Consider the following 19,589-nt stretch of genomic DNA (forward strand, 5'->3'; position numbering starts at 1 on the left):
GCTGCTTGTAGAAAAATTTTGAGGATCTCGTTGCCTTGCCGGGTCGTGCCGGTGATGTGGCAAATCAGAAACGAGCTCAGGGCCAGTTTGAATCAAGTTGCGAAAAGGTGCGCCAGGCGAATCATTTCCGCAACATCACCATCGCAATGGTTCATTTTCGATGAATGGATCTGCAGCAGGTCACGGAGTTCTGAGGAGCATCTGCGACTGCCATTGGAGAGTCACTTTTCAACCCTCGCGATGTTTTTGAGAGCACCAGGTTCCGCAGGCGAGTAAAGACGCCAGGCAGCGCCCTGCCAGCGAAGCCAGAAACAACGTCTGATAAGCCGCCATGGCGTTTTCGGGTGTTGATGCTTCTAACAGCCAGCTCAACCACCAGGCTCCGGCAATGCCAGAAAGGCCAGCGGCCATACCAGCACCTAATCGAAAGACGGCAAATGAGGCACTGCGGTCACCCTCGGGGCTTAATCGTAGCGCCATGTGGGGGCCGGCTACGTTCACTGCGCCAAAGGCTCCCCACGCGACATACGCACCGCCAATCATCCACCAGAATTGCGGCGATGAAAAGTAGAAAAAGAGCATCGAACTGGCAGTGATCGCTGTTCCGAAAGTCAGCACAAATCCTTCTCGTTGTCTGGAAGAGAATTGCCCTCCCTGCCAGGAGGCTGGCAGTTGAATCAAGTACATGAGAGAGAACATGGCCTGCATGGGGAGAATCGACATTTTGAGGATCTGATACTGATACTGCGCCAGAACAGCCTGAGTTAACCCGTTCGCTGCTCCCAGACACCACGCATGAGCAATCAGCCAGCCATACCCCGGCTGTTGAAACGATTCGCGTAAAGTGGCCCACAGCCCCGTGCTTCTTCGAACCTGGGCCAATGAGACTTCAGGCAGAGCGAGCATGGGAAGAAGAGAAGCCAATTGCAGCAGGACACCTGTGAGAAAAATTCCTGCATAGACCATAATCAGCAATTGATTGGAGCCAGTCATGCGGGCCTGTGACTGTGCAAAATCGCGAATCGCCGCTGCGATGAATGGCAGCAGCAGTTGTGTGGCAATCATCGCCATGGAACGTATCGCGAGAGTCCTTCCCCAAAGTGGTGGCGCAGCGAGTAGACTGATCCAGTCACTCCAGGCAGCAAAGGCAATCCCCTGAAAGATACTGGCTAAAGAGATGGCCAGAATGATCAGCCAGAGTGCCGTCTGAGGATCAGGAAAGTCGTGATGCAACAGCGCAATCCCTGGGATGCAGACGAAGAACAGCCGGGAGACAACGGTTGAAAACCACCAGAGATGACGGCGACCCCAGCCACTCTGAAGTAGCGGCCTCGCATACAGTCCGGCTAAACCGCATAAATCGGGCAGAGCGAGCAATAAACCCAGCATCCAGCCCTTCGCACCCGCTTCCTGAACGAACCAGTTAAAGAAGACACCACTGGTCAACGTGCTGCCTGCCTGCCAGAGGAAGGATGTCAGGGCGATTCTGATGGAAAGTCCTGCAGGCATGGGCAATGTGGCTTTCAAGAATCCATTCCTCGATCAGCGGGCAAACTCAAATTTGATTTTTAGTAGGCAGGGGGCGATCCAAATTGTCTTGATCTCAGGTTGCGACTCGAATCCGATGTCAGGTGAGCTTAAACTGTGGCAGTTCCAATACGACTGGATCAACATCGATTTCCGATACCTTGCTGTCGCTGGGACTTTCGATAAGGCCTGAATATGTTTTCGATGGAGTTGCTGGAAGAGATTTCCCGGCTGACCACTCCGGTGATTGCCGGAGCTGCCGTCGTCCATGTGCTGATCTTTCTGTATCTGTGGGTCTGGGCCAATCGCGATTTGAAGAGAATCTCTGCCGAGTTTGAACGCTTCACACGCGGGTTGGATCATCGCAGTGTGCTGGAGCCTTACTCGAGTCTTTCTGATCAGATCGATGCCTTTCTGGCGGATGTTCGCGACGTCTTGGAAAATCCGCTGCGAAAAACAGAACGTCGGTTATTGCTGGATCGTTTAGTGACGCTGGATGAACACCGCCGCTACCTGCAGTCGCAAAGCTTCGAGACTCTTTATAACGTCGCCCGGTCGATGATTGAGGCTTATCCGATGGCGGGTGTTCTGGGCACAATCATTGCCATTGGTTGTGCACTGCAACAATCGCCGGGTGAAGATGGACGGCAAACGATTCAGGCCATTGTGCAGTTCTTTGGCAATTCGATCTGGTCCACTTTTGCCGGGCTATTGGCGGCTATTCTGCTGATGTTTATCAACAGTTTGTTCGAAACGAAATTTCGGCGGTTGGCAGAGAATCGAACTTTTGCTCGTGAAACCGTCGCGATGGCTCGCCGAGAACTGGCCATTGTTCCCGCCGGGAATGGCGGGGATCACCAGACAAGGCCCGTTGAAACGACGAGGTTGGCACCATGAAGCCGCATCGACTGGTGTTTCAACTCACATCACTGCTGGATCTGCTGCTGATTGTGATGTTCGCACAGTATCTCGAGATGCGTGTGCAGGAAGAAGAACTTCGTTCCACGATGGCTGCTGAGAGACAATCGCTGGAGCAGGAACTCTGGAGACGCTCGACCGAAGCCTCATTATCGCGACAGGAGATCGAGCGATTGATGGGCGTTATCGAGCGAGTCTTTCAGCAAGATCCTCAAGAACTGCTGAAACTGCTCGATAAGCAGCCACCTGGAATCACTCAAAACCAAGGTGTTGCCGGTGCACAGGCTGAAGTACAGCTGCTGCGAACTCGATTGGTGCGACATTTTCAGACACACGACGAGATGCGAAAACGGATCGACTTATGGCAGCTTCATCTGGCAGCCAATGGAATTGTGCGTGTCGATACCGGCCGGGGCTTGCCGACAGTTGAGTTTCGCGTCACGACGGCTGAACAAGTCGCACAGGATCTCTTTGCGCTTTCTAAAACCGTTGATCAGCCCAAGAGTCTCGTCGTCATGTTGTTAACGTGGGGTGATGCCAGGTTCGGTGATCGCCAGGTGATGGAACAGGGGTTGGAACTGGCGGCTGAGCGGATGCAGAAAGATGCCGGGACGAGGTCTCGAATTGAGCGGGCCACGCTGGGTTATCGCAGCGATACTGATCGTCTTCCGCAAGTGCCTTGATTCCCACGGCATGACGAGTTTGACTTATCAGCCAGCACGAATGATGACCAGAGCCATAGACAACAGGTGAGAAGCATGTCAGACGATAATCGATATGATGGCCGGATGCCTTATCGCAAATGTGGGAAATGGGGCCTCAAACTTCCGGCGATTACTTTGGGTTGCTGGCATAACTTTGGCGGGAGTGCGCCCACGGCTAATCAGCGGGCGATGATTCACACCGCCTTCGATGCGGGGATCACGCACTTCGATCTGGCCAACAATTACGGCCCGCCGCCGGGTTCAGCCGAAGAAAATGTCGGCAAGTTACTACGCGAGCTTCCTCGCGATGAGATTATTGTCTCTTCGAAAGCGGGCTACCTGATGTGGCCTGGGCCCTATGGCGAATATGGTTCCCGCAAATATCTGCTCGCGAGTCTGGATCAATCGTTAAAACGGCTGGGCATGGATTATGTCGACATCTTCTACAGCCATCGATTTGACAGCGAGACTCCCCTTGAAGAAACGATGGGTGCCCTGGAAACGGCTGTAAAACAAGGGAAAGCTCTGTATACCGGGATCAGCAGTTACACTTCGGATCAGTCGATTGCTGCCATTCAGACGTGTGCTGCTAAAGGCTTTCAACCGCTGATCATTCATCAACCCAATTATTCCCTGCTCAACCGCTGGATTGAAAAGCGGTTACTGAATGTCACGGGATTACACGGCATGGGTGTGATCGCCTTTTGCCCGCTTTATCAGGGGTTGCTGACGGATAAATATCTGAATGGCATTCCGGCAGGGTCGCGCGCGACAGTAACGGGTTCCCTCTTGCGTGAAGGAGATCTACGGCCAGAAGTGATCGAGGTTGTTCGCAAGCTGGCAGAACTGGCGAAGCAACGTGGCCAGACATTGGCTCAAATGGCACTGTCATGGGTCTTGAGAGACAACCGAGTGACGACAGCACTGATTGGCGCCAGCTCGCCGCAGCAGATTCTGGAAAATGTCGAGTGTGTAAAAAAACTCAGCTTCACCCGTGAAGAACTTCAGCAGATTGACGCGTGGACCAGCAGTATCGAATTGCCAGCCAGCCCCTGGGCGACTGAGTAACGGCAAACCAGAGGTTTTGTCTGAATTCGTCCTGAATTTTGGCGACTTCTGGTGAGATGAGTGTTCAATGAGAGTGTTGAACACGGGCTTTCCTTACGTCGTTGTCTGGCCATGGAGAAAACAGCATGAGCTATCTTGTGAGTCGTCGGTCATTCTTAAGGGCCGCTGGCTTTGCTGCGGCAATCAACGTTTCTGGTGTTTTTGCAGAAGAGTTAATGCGAACACCGGCACTCACGGAGGGGCCGTTTTATCCGGATCATTTACCGCTGGATACCGATAACGATCTGCTCGTGGTGAATAACCAGATCACTCCTGCTGTGGGCGAGATTACTCATCTTTCGGGGAAATTGCTGAGTTCTACGGGTGAGCCCATCCGTAATGCGTTCATTGAGATCTGGCAGGTCGATGGGAACGGGGCTTATCTGCATACCGGAGACAGCCGGCATGCCAGTTTTGACAAGAATTTTCAGGGATATGGTCGCTTTCTGACAGCGAGTGACGGGAGCTATTACTTCCGCACGGTGAGGCCAGTTCCTTATCCTGGGCGAACTCCGCACATTCACTTTGGTGTCAGTCTGGGTGGGAAGAGGGTGCTCACGACTCAACTCCTGATAAAGGGACACCCGCAGAATGAGCGGGATGGTGTCTTTCGTGGATTGAAGTCTGAAGCAGAGCGAAACCTGTTGCTGGCAGATTTCGAGAAGATCCCCAATTCGCCGATTGGTGAACTCGCGGCGAAGTTTGACATGGTTCTGGGCCGGACACCCGAAGACGATCATCAGGTCCACGGGATTGCTAAATCGGAAATGGCATCCGGCGGTGGCCGCGGGCCGGGTGGCCCGCGTGGCGGTCGTCCACCCGGTGGTGCCGGTGGGCCAGGTGGAAGGCCGCAACGGCCCAATGTGCCACCTTCGGGTTCCACTGAAGAGTAACAGGCATCACGCGCGTTGCGGCACTTCGAGAATGATGATCTCTTGAAGTGCTGCAACGTGTTTTCGTTTGTTGAGGTCATCAAGAAGTTAACGGTCGCGTGGCCAGCCGGAAGAGTTCGACATCGGTGGCTGGGTGGCAGCCCCGGCTGGTGCAGAGGTTGTCGGTTGGGCATGACCTGTCTGCAGGATCGTATTCATCCCCAGGGATGGGCTGCTCGACATTGGATTCGCCAACTGAGATTGAGCCTGCAGAGAGGACTGATCCGGGAATGACTGAATGCTGGTGATGGTTTCCTTGACCTGCTGCATTTCCCGGCCATCGGCAGTCTGGACGAGCATATCCAGCACACTTGTCAGCCGGGAACTTGTGGGCAGGCCCGTCGCACGATCCACCCGGCAATCGCCCGCCTGTCGTCCACCTCGCACAGAAACCTTGATCCCTTGAGGGCCATATTGAGCCGATGATGGGGCATAGGCGCCGACAACATCGATCACGACTTCGCGAGGGCCCAGGTCTTTGACCAGGCAGCGAGTTTCCAATGTCAGTGGAATCGGGCCGTCGGTTCGTTTGGGTGGTAACACCCAGGTGGAACCGACAATCACTTCCTGGGCTCCGCGAGCGGGCAGGAGTCCAATTGAGTTATCAATAAAGTTTGCAACACCTTCATCGTGAGGCAGCACCGCCAATTGACCAATCACATGCGCCTTGCGTTCCGCAGGAACATGTGCCACACAGCGTTGTACAAATTCTTCGAAGCCCAGAACTTCCGCTACCCGGCGGTCAGGCCCCAGCCAGAAGCCAAATCCATTGCCAGGGAGACCGGCATAAGCCACCGCTTCCTGGGGGATCGCCGCTGCGTTCTCAGCGGAGTTGTAACTGATCGACTTGCCACCGAGATTCTGCTGAAATTGAACGCGGTGATACTGCACTGAGAAACGCGTTCGATCAGCCTGAATCTCATCCACTTGCAGGACGAGTTGAAGTTCCAGTCGGCTCGTCCCCACCACCTGCGAAGGTGTTCCCTGTGAGACACGTTGATCGACCGTCTTTAGTAGTGGAAAACGATCGCCCACTTTGACGCGTAATTCGAGTTTTTCGGATGCCAGTGCCGGTGCTGCGGGTGCTTGCGCAATTCCATTCGATAAGTCTGTAGCATTCGTCTGGCTGCCAGTAGACATTCCCATGTCTTTGGCGACTTCGGAAGAATCGCCAAAATCCAGCTCCAGATCGGAAGTCTCGTCGCTTCCCGATGAGTCACAGCCAGCCATGAAAATGACGATTGTGAGAAAACAGCCAAACCAACCCCAATTCTGGAAAAGTCTGGCGCTGAGAATACGGAATTCAGGAGATGTCATTCCCATGTTCTGCCGACATCCTGTCTGAGATGGAATAGACTTAAATTGTTCTGTGGAAACGCTTTGTTGCAATATAGCGTAGTGCGACAATTCCTTGAGATCCTCTGGCAGTGATTACCGCATCCAGAGATTATCAGCGAAATGGCGATTTAAGGAAGAGTAGCTTGAACAACCGGGAGTTGGAGAAGGCAGATTCTCGTGGAAATCCGGTCAGTGACAAGGCAGGATGTTAGTGTCGGCCCAATTCGATCTGGCAAGCAAGTTGCCGGGAGACTGCCATGGTCAAACGCCTCATGTCATCCGCTTCCTTTCGAGGAATGATCGTTTCGGCGTCTTTGCATGCGGCTCTGCTGGTTTTGCTCAGCTTCATCGTCTTTCATTCAAAAGAGCTGCCCGATCATCCGCTTTTGACCACCGTGTGGGCTGATCAGGAATCACGACAGGAGCCGCTGTCTGCCATCGTTTCTGTCCTGGAAGAGGTTGAAGTTGATCCTCTGACAAAAGCCCAGACCCGCATGGACCAGGGAGGATCTGCGGAAGTCCTCTTGGCCGAAGATCGCTTGAGTATGGTCGATGAACTCTTCCTTGAAACCAACCCTGCGATGCTGCTGGAATTGCAACCCGCTGTGCCTGGCGCCGTGGCAAAACCTGCGAGGAATATCAAAGCCAGTGGCAAAAATCGGACAGGGGGAAGTGGAAATGGAAAGGGCGTCGGGAAAGGCTCTGGCCGCGGTGCAGCCGGGCAGGGGATTTTTACGCGGAGTTCATCTGCTCGAAAGGTTGTTTATGTGGTGGATTGCTCGTTGAGCATGAATGCACCTCACCCACCAACATATTATCGCACGGGGGTCCCTGCCACTCGATTTCAGCGTGTGCAGTTGGAACTGGTGCAGGCTGTTGAGGCATTGCCTGAAGAGACCGAGTTTTCAATTGTCTTCTTCAGTGATCGAGCCTTTGCCATGCCGGGAGAGGCCATGGTGGTAGCCTCTCAGGAAAACAAAGTGAAAGTGCTGAAGTGGGTCGCGTCATCCATGACGATGTCCGGCGGTACCGATCCACGTGAAGCTCTTGGAGTGGCTTTGAAGATGCAACCCGAAATGATCTATCTGCTCAGTGACGGTTCTTTCCATCCTGTCATTCAACAGGATTTGTTCAAGCTGCAGCAGGATCGGATTCAAATTCACACGATCGCTCTCGGTGAACCTGCTGCAGAGGCCGTGTTGAAGCAGATTTCGGACCGCAATCGAGGCGAGTTTTCATTTGTTCCTTAGCGGCATTCTTTGGAGTGGTGTAATTTGTCTGTTTTCCGTTGGCTTCGATGACGCCAATCAGAGTGCTTTCGCAAACTGGCAACCAGCGTAAACGGTGGCAGCACATTGAATCGCTTCGAGAATGGCTTCGTCGGCCAGACCCAGTTGACGGGCTTTGGCCACATGTCCTTCCGTGCAAGGTTTGCAGCCATTGACATCACTGACGGTGATGTTGATCAACTCGACTTCAGTATCTGTCAGGCTGGTGCCGGCAAACGTATGGGCTCTGAGTCCCACGGGCATGCCACTGAAAAGATCACTGCCACTTAAATCGCGAAATTTGAAGAAGACGTTGTACATCGCACAGGTGGCTTGAACGGCAAGAGCATCGGCGACGAACTGAGATTGGGCCGATTCACTCCCTTCGACCAGGTTTCGCAGACGCTGGGCAAAAAATTCCGTCATCGACTTCACACCGGCTGTATGGCTGACTGCCAGTCCAATCAAGGCTTTGTCTTTGAGGCTGAGTTTGCCCTGGGTATAGCAGAACTTCTTGAAGTTCATGTAGTAGTCATTGACGAATGACGGCACGATGGCCATGTGATGAAAGAACTCCGGGATGGAATCTGTCCCGAAGACTTCGGCCAGCCTGGATAACGTCTGCTGGGCTTTCTCATCAATTTCTGCTGGTGTGCGTGCAGGCCAGTAAGGATGCATCATGATTCCTGTCAAAAAGATGTGGGAATAAACGCTCGATATGAGATGGTTGGAGCGCTGTCGAGTAAAGAAAACAGCCACTGGGAACGCTCGAAGTCCGAACGTTCCAGGGCTGTATTCGTACGATGTGAGAATCTTCCTGCCGGAAGATCGAGACTGATGTACCGACACCAACTGATAAGGAACTAGTTGAGTGTTGACTCACCTTTTTTCCAGTTGCAGGGGCAAAGCTTGTCTGTCTGGAGCGCATCGAGGACTCGCAGAACTTCTTCCACACTGCGGCCCACGGAGAGATCGTGAACGGCGAGCCAGCGGACGGTACCAGTGGGGTCGATCAGGAAAATGCCGCGATAGGCAATGCCCTGCTCTTCGTCGAGGACGCCATAAGCCGTTGAGAGCGTGTGAGCCGTGTCGGCGAGCATCAGATGCTTGAGGGTTGCCAGGTCTTTATGGCTATCGCACCAGCCTTTGTGAGAGAACACGCTGTCTGTGCTGGCTGTGAGGAGTACGCAATCGCGATCAGTAAAGTCGCCGACCGCATTGTCGAAAGCGACAATTTCCGTCGGGCAGACAAATGTGAAATCGAGTGGATAGAAGTAGAGGCAAACCCACTTCCCACGAAGATCAGCCAGACTCACCTTGGTGAACTGGGCATCGGTATTGTCTTTGGTACGGTCATAGGCTTGAACCGAGAAGTCTGGAGCAGGCTTACCAACGCGAGCAGTCATTATCAATTCCACCTTGTAAGAACACGAAATCATTCAAAACCGATTGAGTGCAGACTCAAATTGGCTGAATGGTTGATCATTTGGCCAATCAGTCACTGGATACTGCCTGTGCTGACTGAACTAAGTATAGCCTGCCAAGGATGGCAGACAAACCCTGCGGAGACAATGCCTTCGATAGGTTTTCCCTATGAGTGTCGCCCGCCGGAATCTGATCATGGAGGCGATTCGTCAACAAATTAACCCTGGAAAACGGAGAGTTTCCAGGGTTAAGCGTGTGAATTTCCAGCCAGTTCAGATGCTTTGCGGAATCAACTGGCTGCTATCAATTCGCTGTTCAGTTAGAAACCTGCCGGGATCTTGAGCAGGCCACCTTTGGGCTTATCGCCAGTCTCTTTACCGAGACCGAAGACAGTCACATAGGCGTTGCCATCTTTATCGAAAGCCAGGGCTGTCGGTCGATCGAGTGAAAGCACCTTTTTGGGCTTGATCTCTTCGCCTTCGATCACGAGTTCAAAAAGCCCGCCCTGTGTGGGATCTGGCCAGGCAAAATCGACAGCGTAAAGTTTGCCATTGGGGGCGTAAGCCAAACCGGTAATATCGTGCAAACCTGTCTTGTAGTTCTTGAGCAGTTTGCCGTCTTCTGGATTGTAGAACGTCACGAGTGAATCGCCGGCGACGTTGACTTCGCCACCTTGACTGATGACGAGTTCTTTTCCATCAGGTGTGACAGTGGCTGCGATCGGGGCATCAACATTGACTGCTTCTTTAGTCGCGAGCCATGGTTCGAGGTTGCCTGGCTTGCCGTCGGTGATGACAGAACGGGCGACCCAGCCTTTGGCATCGTTGCCATTGGCCGTGACGTAAAAGCTGTTTCCAATGACTGCAACGCCGTAAAAATTGCCTTCACCTTTGGGGCTGGCATCTCCAGGGGCGATGGGGCCCACGGTGAATTCCGCATCGGTTTCTTTGCGGGGAGGGCCGGGAGTTTTGTCTTCGATCTTGTAGATTCGAACAAGCTCTTCACCATCAGGGCGGCTGCCATCTGCCACAATCAGCTTGTCAGTCCCCAGCAAGGCGACACCCAATGGCCCGATATCGTACTTGGGGCCTTTGCCGTAGACATCTGTCGGGAAGCCTTCGACTTCGAGGAAGATCTTGTGAGGTTTCCCTTGAACCAGTCGAAAGACACCCTGCTTGGAGACGATGAAAACGTGGCCATTTCCACCATGAATGGCGACGCCCGTGGGGTTATCCAGGTGCTCGACCAGTTCTACGGTCTTGGGTGCTGCAGGAGCTTCCGCTGGTTTGGTTTCAGCTGGTTTGGTTTCTTCAGGCTTGCCTGATTCAGGCTTGGCCTGTTCGGGCTTAACGTCGACCTTTGGGGTATCAGCCTTGGCTTCTTCGACCTTGGGAGCCTCGACCTGTGGTGCTTCGGCTTTGGGAGCTTCAGCCTTCGGGGCTTCTGCGGGTGCAGGAGTTTCCTGAGCACTGATTGAGGTCATTGTGATTGCTGAAACCAGCAATGCTGAAGCCAAACTTCGTGCCGATGGGAGTTCATTCATCCAGAAACGCATCCCTCGTTCCTCTCATCTAAATAAGGTCTGGTTCGTCCTGTTGTGGCATTCCATTTCGAAGATATTCAACTTGCGGTCATGATTCGAAGGGATTCTTCCGAGTGAGCCGCCTGCTGCTTCGTTCCAACAACTCGAATCGAGCCAGATTGTGTCTGGCAACTGATCGAATTGTCTCCTTCAGACTTACGATGCTAACTCGATATGGTGGCGAAAGCAAAGCGGTTAGGTGCGTAAGAAGTTACTGCGGTATCGAGCCTGTTGAGGTTGTCTGGCTTGTCGGGCGGTTATTGGGGGAGTTCGGGCTTGGTGATAATAGGAAGATCCGGGCTGGATAACCCTTCCCGCATGAAGATGACCAGAGCCGCTTTTTCTGCGTCCGTCAACTTGAGCGGGAAGATTTCTTCATCGAGGTAATCGTTGGGAGTGCCCCCTTTGTTGTAATGCTCGACCACTTCTTCGAGTGTCTTGAGACTGCCATCATGCATGTAGGGAGCAGTACGAGCAACTTCTCTTACTGTCGGAGTTTTGAAGGCCCCCTGATCGGCTTCCAGCTTGGAGATCGCAGCACGACCCGCATCCTGGCTGCCAATACCGATGTTATGGAAGGCGTTATCAGTCAGGTTGGCTCCGCTGTGGCAGGCACTGCAATTGGCTTTTCCGAAGAAGAGAGCCCGCCCCAGTTCGAGCGTCGGGTTCCAGTTTGTCGTATCGCCGGCAACAAAACGGTCATAAGGCGAGTTGTTGGAAACAATAGTTCTTTCAAAAGCGGCAATCGCCTTAGCCATGTTTTCCGCAGTGACATCCGTCCCAAAAACTTTCTGGAACTGAGCACGATACCCCGGCACTTCATTCAGACGTTTAACGAGTTCATCGAGTGTCATCCCCATTTCAATCGGGTTCTGCATGGGTCCCAGGGCTTGCTCTTCGAGAGTCTTGGAGCGTCCATCCCAGAACTGAAACTTGTGGTACGCGCTGTTAATGATCGAAGGGGAATTCCGATTTCCACGCTGGCCGCCAATCCCTTGAGAGTTGGACTCACCGTCGCTGTACCCTTTTTCCGGATTATGGCAACTGGCGCAAGAGACTTCCTGAGTTTTCGAAAGCCGGGGGTCGAAGAAGAGTTGCCGACCCAGTTCGACTTTTTCTGGCGTCGAAGGATTGTTGGCTGGTGAAGTCACTTGAGGGAGTGGCCAGGGGCCATTGTTCGCGACTGCCAGATGAGTCGATGGACCATGAATGGAAAGCCCGCAGGCCAGAATCAATGTCAAAACCCCTAAACTACGTTGCTGCATCATGGCTCAATCTCCTTTAAGCATAGTATTTATACTATACCGTCTTGACGCATTCCCCATCAATCGAGTGCATTCATCGCGATGAGCACTTTATTAGTTCTGGAAGGCAATTGAATAGCTCGCCATTGATTTTACTGAAATTCGACGTAGGTGAAACACCTGAAAATCCCACGAAGCGTGGGTGCCGTCGGAACCAGCGACCGCCTGATGGAATTGAGCGTGTAGGTTTTGAACAGGCTGGTGAAGATCTGAACTTCGACTGAGTGGCAGTCCTGTGGACTCATGCCAGCAGTGTGTCCAAATCAATACCCGCTGCATGTGGGACGATCTCGTCTGTCAACCTGGCAAATCCTGGGGAATTCGCGTGGACGTTCGCTTTGTTAATCCCATCATACGCGCTGCCACATCTCTGTTTGCTCAGATGCTCAGATCACCTCTGGATCTGGGGAAACCAGGATTGGCTCCTCGCAGACCCTATAGTGGGGTGACCGGTGTCATCGAGATTCGTGGCGGTATCGTCGGGACGATCGCTTTGAATCTCAGCAATCACCTTGCGATTGCTGCTGCCAGCACGATGCGCGAAGAAAAAATTCGCGAAGTCAACACAGAGGTCTTCGATGCCATTGGCGAAATGGTCAACATTATCGCCGGACAGGCGAAGTCAGAACTGGCCGCTCATCAACTGTCACTGGGGCTGCCGACAGTGCTCAAAGATCGACTGCACATGGTGCGATTCAGCGGCACACCCGTTGTACGAGTGCCGCTCTATTCCAAATGGGGACCTTTAACGATCGATTTTTCCATGATTGCGCAGCCCAATCGCGGCCAAACAGTACCCGCGAGGATGACTGTGCCTGTCATCCGCTGAGGCGAACATCAACTGCTACAAGCAGAGTTCAATCATGGAAAAGTCGTCCACAAAATCTGCCGATCCCTGGAAGGCTTGCAGCGATTCTCGAATGGCTGATACTCGCTGGCTGGATCGGTGGGCATTTTTCTCGATGGTTTGGATTAAGCCTTGAATCCCCAGACTTTCACCTGCTGGTGAATCCAGTTCAAAGGCACCATCGCTGTAAACATAGAGCCTGGCCCCTTGCTGAACTCGCACGCGTTCTGCCTGATAAGGAAAGTCGGCTGCCGCTCCGATCATGATCTGATTGGAAACGAGCTTTGTGCAGGGCCCGCCGGGACGTTGCCACAACAGGGCGGGTGGATGACCTGCTGCGCCATACTCCAGTTCTCGTCGTCCTGTGTGAAACACTCCGTACCACAAGGTGAGAAACTTTCCATTGTGCTCTTCCATCGGGAATGCTGAATTCATGGCGCACAGCACCGATTCGACATCGGTAAAGCAGATCCCGGGCAAGGCCTGTCTGCGGAGTGCATTCAGGGCAGAAACGGAAAGCAGTGATGCTCCGACTCCATGCCCACTCACATCGAGCAGGTAAATCGCCAGTTCTTCTTCACTGATCCAGTGATAGCCGAAGAGATCTCCACCCAGTTCCGAGCAGGCCACCAGCTCGTGACTGGTGGAGATTGATTCCGTCAGCGGGGTCGGAAGCAGCGAGTGAATGTATTCTGCCGCATCTCGCAACTCATTCTGCAGTAAAGCCTGAGTCTGTAGGAGTTGGGCACGGACTTCGAGGAGCTTTTTCTGAGCCGAAATCAGATCGAGCATTTGAAACTGCTGCTCGACGAGATGGGCCAGTTCTTTGAGTGGTGCATCATCAAATGGCTTCTCAAAGGGGACCGTATCCGCCATGCAAAGTGTCCCCACGGGCTGCCCGGTCGGACCTGAGAGGCGAAGACCGGCATAGAACCTCAAATGAGGGGCTTCCAGCACCATCGGGTTATCGGCAAAGCGGCTATCTTGCGTCAGATCAGGAACAACCAGTGGTTCCTGCTGAGCAATTGCATGGCCACAAAATGAGATACTGCGAGGTGTTTCGAGAATTTCGAGGCCGACCCGAGCCTTGAACCATTGTCGATCACGATCGACCAGCGAAATGTAAGCGATCGGAACCTTGTAGACGGCTCTTAAGGCACGAATGATTGAGTCGTAGCGGTCTTCGGGCGGGGTGTCCAGCAGTTCCAGGGCATACAACTCCTGGATTCGCTGCTCTTCGTTGGGCAGATGGGGGGCCGAAAGCATACTGAGAACCTTAACGACAGCGTGGTCGAACAGGTTCTCAGCATGGTTATTCAGCCATCGGTCAACAAGTCAGGCGTGATGAATTTGAGGGGGATCTGAACGTGTGGCGCAACGTCGGGGCGAACATCCGTGCTCGACCCGCGCTGCATCTTTAGCACCTGATCTGAATGGAAGTCCGTCCCCATTGCAGACCAGGCGATCTCCTCAAAGAAAGTTCAGCTTGAATGACAAGGCCTTTTCAGGCAGCCACCTTCTGGCGACCTGTCATTGGAATGACAGCTGGCATGTTGCCCATACGGCAAGCACCCACGAATTCCTGGAACAACTGCATGTCGAGAGCACTGGCGGTGTCATCTTCCGGATGCCATTGCACACCAATGCAGAACCAGTCCGGGTCAGTTGATTCATAAGCTTCAATCACACCGTCTGGTGAGCAGGCTGAGGCACGGAAGCCTTGAGCTAACTGATTGACAGCCATGTGATGATCGCTGTTGACGCGGATTTCACCAGGGCCGTAAACATCCCAGACACGGGTTCCTTCGGTAATCTCAATAATATGGCGATTACATTTTTCGACCGAATCGCGGTGGTGCAGAGCACGGGGAACTTCTTCCGGAACGTGCTGGAAGATCGAGCCACCCAGCACAATATTCAGCGTCTGCATGCCCGAGCCGATCGCCAGGATTGGCAGCTTCATTTCGACAGCCATCTTGCAGAGCAAGCGATCAAAATCTTCCCGGCGTTGTGGCATGGGGCGAGTGTGTGGGTGCGGTTCCAAACCCAGGCGAACGGGGTCAAGATCGTGACCACAACCGGCCAGAACCACGCCATCCACCGAGTCGAGAATCTGCTTCAAATCGTCCGTATCTTCCAGTGGAGGGGTCAGAATCGGTAAAGCACCAGCGGCGGTGACTGAGTCGTAATAGCCGGTGTTAAACCAGCTCAGTGCCGGGCCGTCTTTCTTCTTGGGGCGAAAATCCCCATTGAGCAGAACAACGGGCTTGGAAATAGGTTCAGCAACTTTGCGACTCATGGCACTTCCTTGTGCTAAGGTTGAACTTCAACCTGAAAAATGCTGGCACTCCCCCCTTAGGAATACCCAGCACGGGGTACGAATCCATTCGATGCAATCAACAGACCACCAATCAGCAGATCAAACCCTGTTGCCATTCATGGCGAAGACAAACTTGCATGCAGTACACGGATGTCGATTTGATAATGAAGACCGGCTCGAACACTTTGGCCAAGATTTGAACATTGGCCGAGTGGCAAGAATTGCCGTTGACTGCAATACAAATAATTACAGTTTCGGAAGACTGCAACGATTTCAACGATTTTGCGGCCTTTGCTGGATAGGCATACTACATCTTGTGTCTTGCAATCTGGTTCGATGGGTTGCAGAAAGTTCTTTTTGAGTCGAATGATGCACGACTTCCGTTTTTTGAGGCTTCTCTTCCAGGTGATCAATTGATGTTTGAAGAAGAACTTAAAGTGTTTCTTGAAAATGAGTTAGAAACCTTGAAGGCCGGTCGGTTTCTTGGAATGAGCTGTCAGCAGCCCCTGATCGTATTGCTCTCGGGGCAGCTCGGGGCGGGAAAAACGACACTCACGCGCGGGATCGTGGAGGGATTGGGCGGAGTGATTGACGATGTTTCCAGCCCCACTTTCACGCTGATCCATGAATATCAGGCTCGTCTCAGTGTCTATCACCTGGATACTTACCGGCTGAAAACCTCAGCCGAGTTCTTTGAACTGGGGGTCGATGAACTGCTGGAATCTGAGGCCGTCGTGCTGATTGAATGGCCTGAGCTTGTCAGTGAGTACCTGCCAGCGGATCGACTGGAAATCGAGATTGTTCATCAACCCGAAAACACCCGGGAGTTAACGGCCAAAGCGACGGGGCCCACCTCTTGCCCAGTGCTCGAAAGATGGCAGGAACTCTTGGGAGCCCCGTAGATCCTGAGTGGTCTTCAGGTCCCATTAACCCGCGTTAATGATGACGAATTCCGAGGGGGCGTCTTGCTGGAGTTGGTCAGCTATTCGGTCACTGCCGGATGCCAGTAGATGTCAACGGGTTTGAGGCCCGCTTCTGTGAGTGCTGCACTGAGTCTGGCCTCATTACTCGTTCGAGATGAGGCTTTGCGATAAATCTTGACTCGCGGGCCTTCGTTCGAGGGTGTGGTCAATAACGCCTGTTGAATCACCTGATCGAGCGGTATGACAGCCGGTTCGATGGCATAAGTCTGGCTGTTGCGGAAGTGAAATCCCGCATCGTCGATAATGATATCCAGCACTGGAGGTGCTGCCTGGGTTTCTGGTCGAGAATCCGTGGATGAGGCCAACGTGGTGGAGGCATTGGTTTTTGATAACGTCTGATCGACGTCTTCGTCACTGACTTTGGTCTGTTGTGTCGAGACCTGCACGCCTGGAAACTTGGAGTCTCCCAGCCCGAAGCCTTTGAGCCAGCCGCTGATCCAAAGGCCAAACAGAATGCCGCCAGTCGCCACCACGCCAAGTGTGCGTCCCATTTTCATGTCAGGGTCTCCGGGTTCATGACGAGGGCTCGTTGGCCATGGAAAAGAGTGATTCTGCCTCTTGCCAGTCGAAGCAGCGCGAATGACTGGTCCGTGTTTAATCAGGGTTCAAAGGCAATATTTATGGCCAATGTAACTGGAAAGAGGACTTTCTGTCAGCCCGGAATTTGAAGGTTTGCAGAATGCTTATTTCCACTTCTCCAGCCCTCGCCGGGCTCTTTGCTGATTGAGTAGCACAAAGGCCGGCGGAAACTTCTTCAACAACTTGATGAGCTGGCTGGTAGAACAATCGAGTTGCAGAGCTGCCCGCTGAGGTTCCCACGCATTTTCGGCGAGAACGTCCAAAGCTTCGGAGAGCAGTATGGGGAAATCAAAATGTTCGTCAGAAACGATAATTTTCTGTTCTCGAACGCGTGATTTCCAGAGTGGAGAAGGGGCCTCAAGAGCAGACTTTTGACTGCGGATTTCCAGTGCCAGTTGCAGCCTGAGACGTTTGAGGGCTTTCGACTGGTTCTCTGCCTGACTGCGACGTTCGGTGGCCTGAGCCTCGACTCCTGTGGGAGTATGCTTCAGAAAAACTCCCGTTTCGACTTTGTTGCGATGCTGACCACCGGGGCCAGAAGTTTTCTGGCGACGCGCTTTGCACTCGCTCAGGAGTTGCTCATGGCTCAGTAACACGGGGTGTTTCCATCCTTGAATCTGCGAAGCGTGTGGCTGAGTCTGTGGATCAATTTCCACAGGTTCAAAGTTCTCCAAGGGTTGCAGACTCTCGGTTGTTTCTGATGAAGTCATGTTCATTTTGGTGCGTGGATGGTTTCCAGAATCCTCTCGAGTCATGATGTTGCCGGCGGGTGGATGAGTTTCGGGACGAACCTTTTGGGGAAAAACTTCTGACAAGTGTGCATGGTTTGTGGCAAAGCGATTGGCGGCTTGGGATTCCCTTTGGAAAGAGATGCAACTTTGAATCAAAAGTTCATGCTTTTGAGGATAGCAAGACCATGAAAAGTTGAGTCTACTATCAGCAAGAAAGCGCACTGCGAGCCAACTGGCTTCAAAAACCGAGTTTTATTTCGTATTCGCAGCATAATCACTGATTGTAGACATCTCTCAACAGGAAGTAACTCACTTGGCGCTGACATCAGCATCGTCGAATTCTCCCGAGGCGGAGACAGAGACTGGTGGCTTACCTGCCTTGACTGGGAGTGCGGCAGCCTCTGAGAAAATGCTTTCAATGACGCAGTCGGCAGCAGCAAGCACTGCCACATCTCCGGCCAGTCAGGCGCAAGCGGCAGCTGCCAGAAATCTGAGTTTTCGCAATCAGGCTCCCGGACGGCTGGCTTTGCCAGTCAGTGCCTTGATTGCCCTGGCTGTCGCAGGTCTATTGCTGCTGGGCTACTTTGTGGCCTCGCCAATTACGGCCCGCTGGTCATCGCTCACACGCATGACGTTTTTTGTAGCGATTGGCGTATTGATCCTGTTCAGTCTGCAGACCTTTGTGGAAGACTGGATTCGCAAACAATCGGCCAGTATGCGGAAAATGCCCGTGTTTCAGCGAAACCGGGTGCATATTCCCAAGGAAGGGCTGATGTATCTGGGAATCATGATTGTGCTGCTGGTGGGCTCGATGCTGGGCCAGTCGAATATGATGATGCTTGTTTTTGCGGTAATGGCTGGCCCGTTTGTACTCAATGGCTGGGCGGCCTTTACCGCTCTGCAAGGCTCGAAGGTGTCGCGCACCTTACCCAAACGAGCCATGTGTGGTGAGCAGTTCAGTGTCGAAGTGAGCTTCCGGAATGATCGACCACTTTTATCCGCCTGGATGATGCTGGTGCGGGATCAGGCACGGCCAGCCAAAGCGAGACACTCTCAGATAGCCGCTGTCGCCAGTGTCCTTTTTACACGCGTGGGGCCCAAATCGATTCAACTGGCCCATTATCGCATTCGACTGGGGCATCGCGGCCGGTACATCTTCGGGCCACTGAGTGTCTCCAGTCGCTATCCACTGGGATTGATTGAACGCGGGCTGGTGGTGAATGCTCATGAAGAAATGCTGGTCTATCCCATCATTGGCAGATTGCATCCCCGCTGGAAACGTGAACTGGTCGGTGCCTCTGAACTTGTGACATCGAGCCAGTCGAGGGGCGGGATTTATAATGATGATTTTCATCATCTGCGCGAGTATCGCAGTGGCGATAACCCGAAGGCGATTCACTGGCGAAGTTCTGCCCGCCGGAATGAACTGATTGTCCGCGAGTTTCATCAGAATCGCGAACATCATCTTTCGGTCGTGGTCGATCTCCATCGATCGGCTCATCCGACTCCCGAGGAAGACCTGCAGGCTGAACTGATTCTGAGCTTTGTGGCGACACTTTGTGCCGAGCATTCGCAGACATGCCGGGAATCGACAGTGCGTCTGGCCATCAGTGGTGAGTCGGCTACGGTCTACGAAGCAGCCGCTTCACCTGCCAATCTTGAATTCCTGCTCGATCAGCTGGCATTGGCCGAACCTGGTGCAGCGACCACGACCACGTCGATGCTGGCAGAAGCCCAGAGAATTCTCAGTGCGAATACAAGACTGGTTCTGGTGACATCCAGACTACACGGAAAAACCACAGAGAGCGATCTGAGCCATGCCCAGACGGGGCGAGCTCAGGTGATTCATATTGATCCATCAACCTATGCCGATTATGTCGTGCTGGATCAGGATTTTGCTCCCCGAGGAACTTCGATACTGGCTGAAAGCGATGCGGAAGAAGCGGAACTTCTGCCAGACGATGATCTGTAGTTTCGGCCCTGCAACACTCTTTTGTCTGCAACACTCTTGTCCAGAAGTTGGT

The 19,589-nt window shown here is 53.1% G+C and carries 18 protein-coding genes; 8 read left to right on the forward strand and 10 right to left on the reverse strand.

What is annotated here, in order from left to right:
• Window positions 1–228: 228 nt before the first annotated feature.
• Window positions 229–1,527: an MFS transporter gene (locus PLIM_RS04225; RefSeq protein WP_148226966.1), complete on the reverse strand. Its 1,299-nt coding sequence runs from the start codon at window positions 1,525–1,527 to the stop codon at window positions 229–231.
• Between the two features lie 195 nt (window positions 1,528–1,722).
• Here PLIM_RS04225 and PLIM_RS04235 point away from each other — a divergent pair, with 195 nt between their 5' ends.
• From PLIM_RS04235 to PLIM_RS04250, 4 genes are all read left to right on the forward strand, one after another.
• Complete coding sequence (locus tag PLIM_RS04235; RefSeq protein ID WP_013109077.1) at window positions 1,723–2,424, forward strand: MotA/TolQ/ExbB proton channel family protein; 702 nt, start codon at window positions 1,723–1,725, stop codon at window positions 2,422–2,424.
• Complete coding sequence (locus tag PLIM_RS04240; protein ID WP_013109078.1) at window positions 2,421–3,128, forward strand: hypothetical protein; 708 nt, start codon at window positions 2,421–2,423, stop codon at window positions 3,126–3,128. Before PLIM_RS04235 ends, PLIM_RS04240 begins: the two co-directional genes overlap by 4 nt.
• 75 nt (window positions 3,129–3,203) lie before the next feature.
• Window positions 3,204–4,217, forward strand: a complete 1,014-nt coding sequence (locus PLIM_RS04245; RefSeq protein WP_013109079.1) for an aldo/keto reductase — start codon at window positions 3,204–3,206, stop codon at window positions 4,215–4,217.
• A 125-nt stretch (window positions 4,218–4,342) separates the two neighbouring features.
• Complete coding sequence (locus PLIM_RS04250; protein ID WP_013109080.1) at window positions 4,343–5,149, forward strand: dioxygenase family protein; 807 nt, start codon at window positions 4,343–4,345, stop codon at window positions 5,147–5,149.
• A gap of 87 nt (window positions 5,150–5,236) precedes the next feature.
• On the opposite strand, the gene PLIM_RS04255 is transcribed toward PLIM_RS04250, so the two are convergent.
• A complete protein-coding gene (locus PLIM_RS04255) occupies window positions 5,237–6,505 on the reverse strand; it encodes a DUF6263 family protein (protein WP_041401105.1) in 1,269 nt (422 codons plus the stop codon).
• A 278-nt stretch (window positions 6,506–6,783) separates the two neighbouring features.
• Here PLIM_RS04255 and PLIM_RS04260 point away from each other — a divergent pair, with 278 nt between their 5' ends.
• The gene (locus PLIM_RS04260; protein ID WP_013109082.1) at window positions 6,784–7,776 is read left to right on the forward strand and encodes a vWA domain-containing protein; all 993 of its coding nucleotides are present in this window, start codon (window positions 6,784–6,786) and stop codon (window positions 7,774–7,776) included.
• 57 nt (window positions 7,777–7,833) lie between these two features.
• On the opposite strand, the gene PLIM_RS22385 is transcribed toward PLIM_RS04260, so the two are convergent.
• The 4 genes from PLIM_RS22385 to PLIM_RS04280 form a co-directional block, all read right to left on the reverse strand.
• On the reverse strand, window positions 7,834–8,475 hold the full coding sequence (locus tag PLIM_RS22385) for a carboxymuconolactone decarboxylase family protein (RefSeq protein ID WP_052301486.1): 642 nt from the start codon (window positions 8,473–8,475) through the stop codon (window positions 7,834–7,836).
• Window positions 8,476–8,657: 182 nt separating this feature from the next.
• Window positions 8,658–9,200, reverse strand: a complete 543-nt coding sequence (locus tag PLIM_RS04270; RefSeq protein WP_013109084.1) for a peroxiredoxin — start codon at window positions 9,198–9,200, stop codon at window positions 8,658–8,660.
• A gap of 338 nt (window positions 9,201–9,538) precedes the next feature.
• Window positions 9,539–10,774 carry a hypothetical protein gene (locus PLIM_RS24520; protein WP_013109085.1) on the reverse strand — a complete coding sequence of 412 codons (1,236 nt, stop codon included), beginning with the start codon at window positions 10,772–10,774 and terminating at the stop codon, window positions 9,539–9,541.
• A 284-nt stretch (window positions 10,775–11,058) separates the two neighbouring features.
• Complete coding sequence (locus PLIM_RS04280) at window positions 11,059–12,069, reverse strand: cytochrome-c peroxidase (protein ID WP_013109086.1); 1,011 nt, start codon at window positions 12,067–12,069, stop codon at window positions 11,059–11,061.
• Between the two features lie 361 nt (window positions 12,070–12,430).
• Here PLIM_RS04280 and PLIM_RS22390 point away from each other — a divergent pair, with 361 nt between their 5' ends.
• The gene (locus tag PLIM_RS22390; protein WP_013109087.1) at window positions 12,431–12,934 is read left to right on the forward strand and encodes a chemotaxis protein CheX; all 504 of its coding nucleotides are present in this window, start codon (window positions 12,431–12,433) and stop codon (window positions 12,932–12,934) included.
• 15 nt (window positions 12,935–12,949) lie between these two features.
• Here PLIM_RS22390 and PLIM_RS04290 read toward each other — a convergent pair whose 3' ends face one another.
• Window positions 12,950–14,218 carry a PP2C family protein-serine/threonine phosphatase gene (locus PLIM_RS04290; protein ID WP_013109088.1) on the reverse strand — a complete coding sequence of 423 codons (1,269 nt, stop codon included), beginning with the start codon at window positions 14,216–14,218 and terminating at the stop codon, window positions 12,950–12,952.
• Window positions 14,219–14,456: 238 nt separating this feature from the next.
• Window positions 14,457–15,251: a gamma-glutamyl-gamma-aminobutyrate hydrolase family protein gene (locus PLIM_RS04295; RefSeq protein WP_013109089.1), complete on the reverse strand. Its 795-nt coding sequence runs from the start codon at window positions 15,249–15,251 to the stop codon at window positions 14,457–14,459.
• 437 nt (window positions 15,252–15,688) lie between these two features.
• Here PLIM_RS04295 and tsaE point away from each other — a divergent pair, with 437 nt between their 5' ends.
• Window positions 15,689–16,174 (forward strand): tRNA (adenosine(37)-N6)-threonylcarbamoyltransferase complex ATPase subunit type 1 TsaE, encoded by a 486-nt coding sequence (gene tsaE, locus PLIM_RS04300; protein ID WP_013109090.1) that lies wholly within the window; start codon window positions 15,689–15,691, stop codon window positions 16,172–16,174.
• Window positions 16,175–16,254: 80 nt separating this feature from the next.
• Here the strand turns inward: tsaE and PLIM_RS04305 are convergent, their stop codons facing one another.
• Both PLIM_RS04305 and PLIM_RS22395 read right to left on the reverse strand, forming a co-directional pair.
• On the reverse strand, window positions 16,255–16,752 hold the full coding sequence (locus PLIM_RS04305; protein WP_013109091.1) for a hypothetical protein: 498 nt from the start codon (window positions 16,750–16,752) through the stop codon (window positions 16,255–16,257).
• A 186-nt stretch (window positions 16,753–16,938) separates the two neighbouring features.
• Complete coding sequence (locus PLIM_RS22395; RefSeq protein WP_196349527.1) at window positions 16,939–17,544, reverse strand: peptide chain release factor family protein; 606 nt, start codon at window positions 17,542–17,544, stop codon at window positions 16,939–16,941.
• Between the two features lie 334 nt (window positions 17,545–17,878).
• Between PLIM_RS22395 and PLIM_RS04315 the strand changes: the two genes are divergently transcribed.
• Entirely contained in the window at window positions 17,879–19,537 is a 1,659-nt protein-coding gene (locus PLIM_RS04315; protein WP_013109093.1) for a DUF58 domain-containing protein, read from the forward strand.
• Window positions 19,538–19,589: the final 52 nt, after the last annotated feature.

The sequence above is a fragment of the Planctopirus limnophila DSM 3776 genome, from assembly GCF_000092105.1.
Taxonomy (GTDB): domain Bacteria; phylum Planctomycetota; class Planctomycetia; order Planctomycetales; family Planctomycetaceae; genus Planctopirus; species Planctopirus limnophila.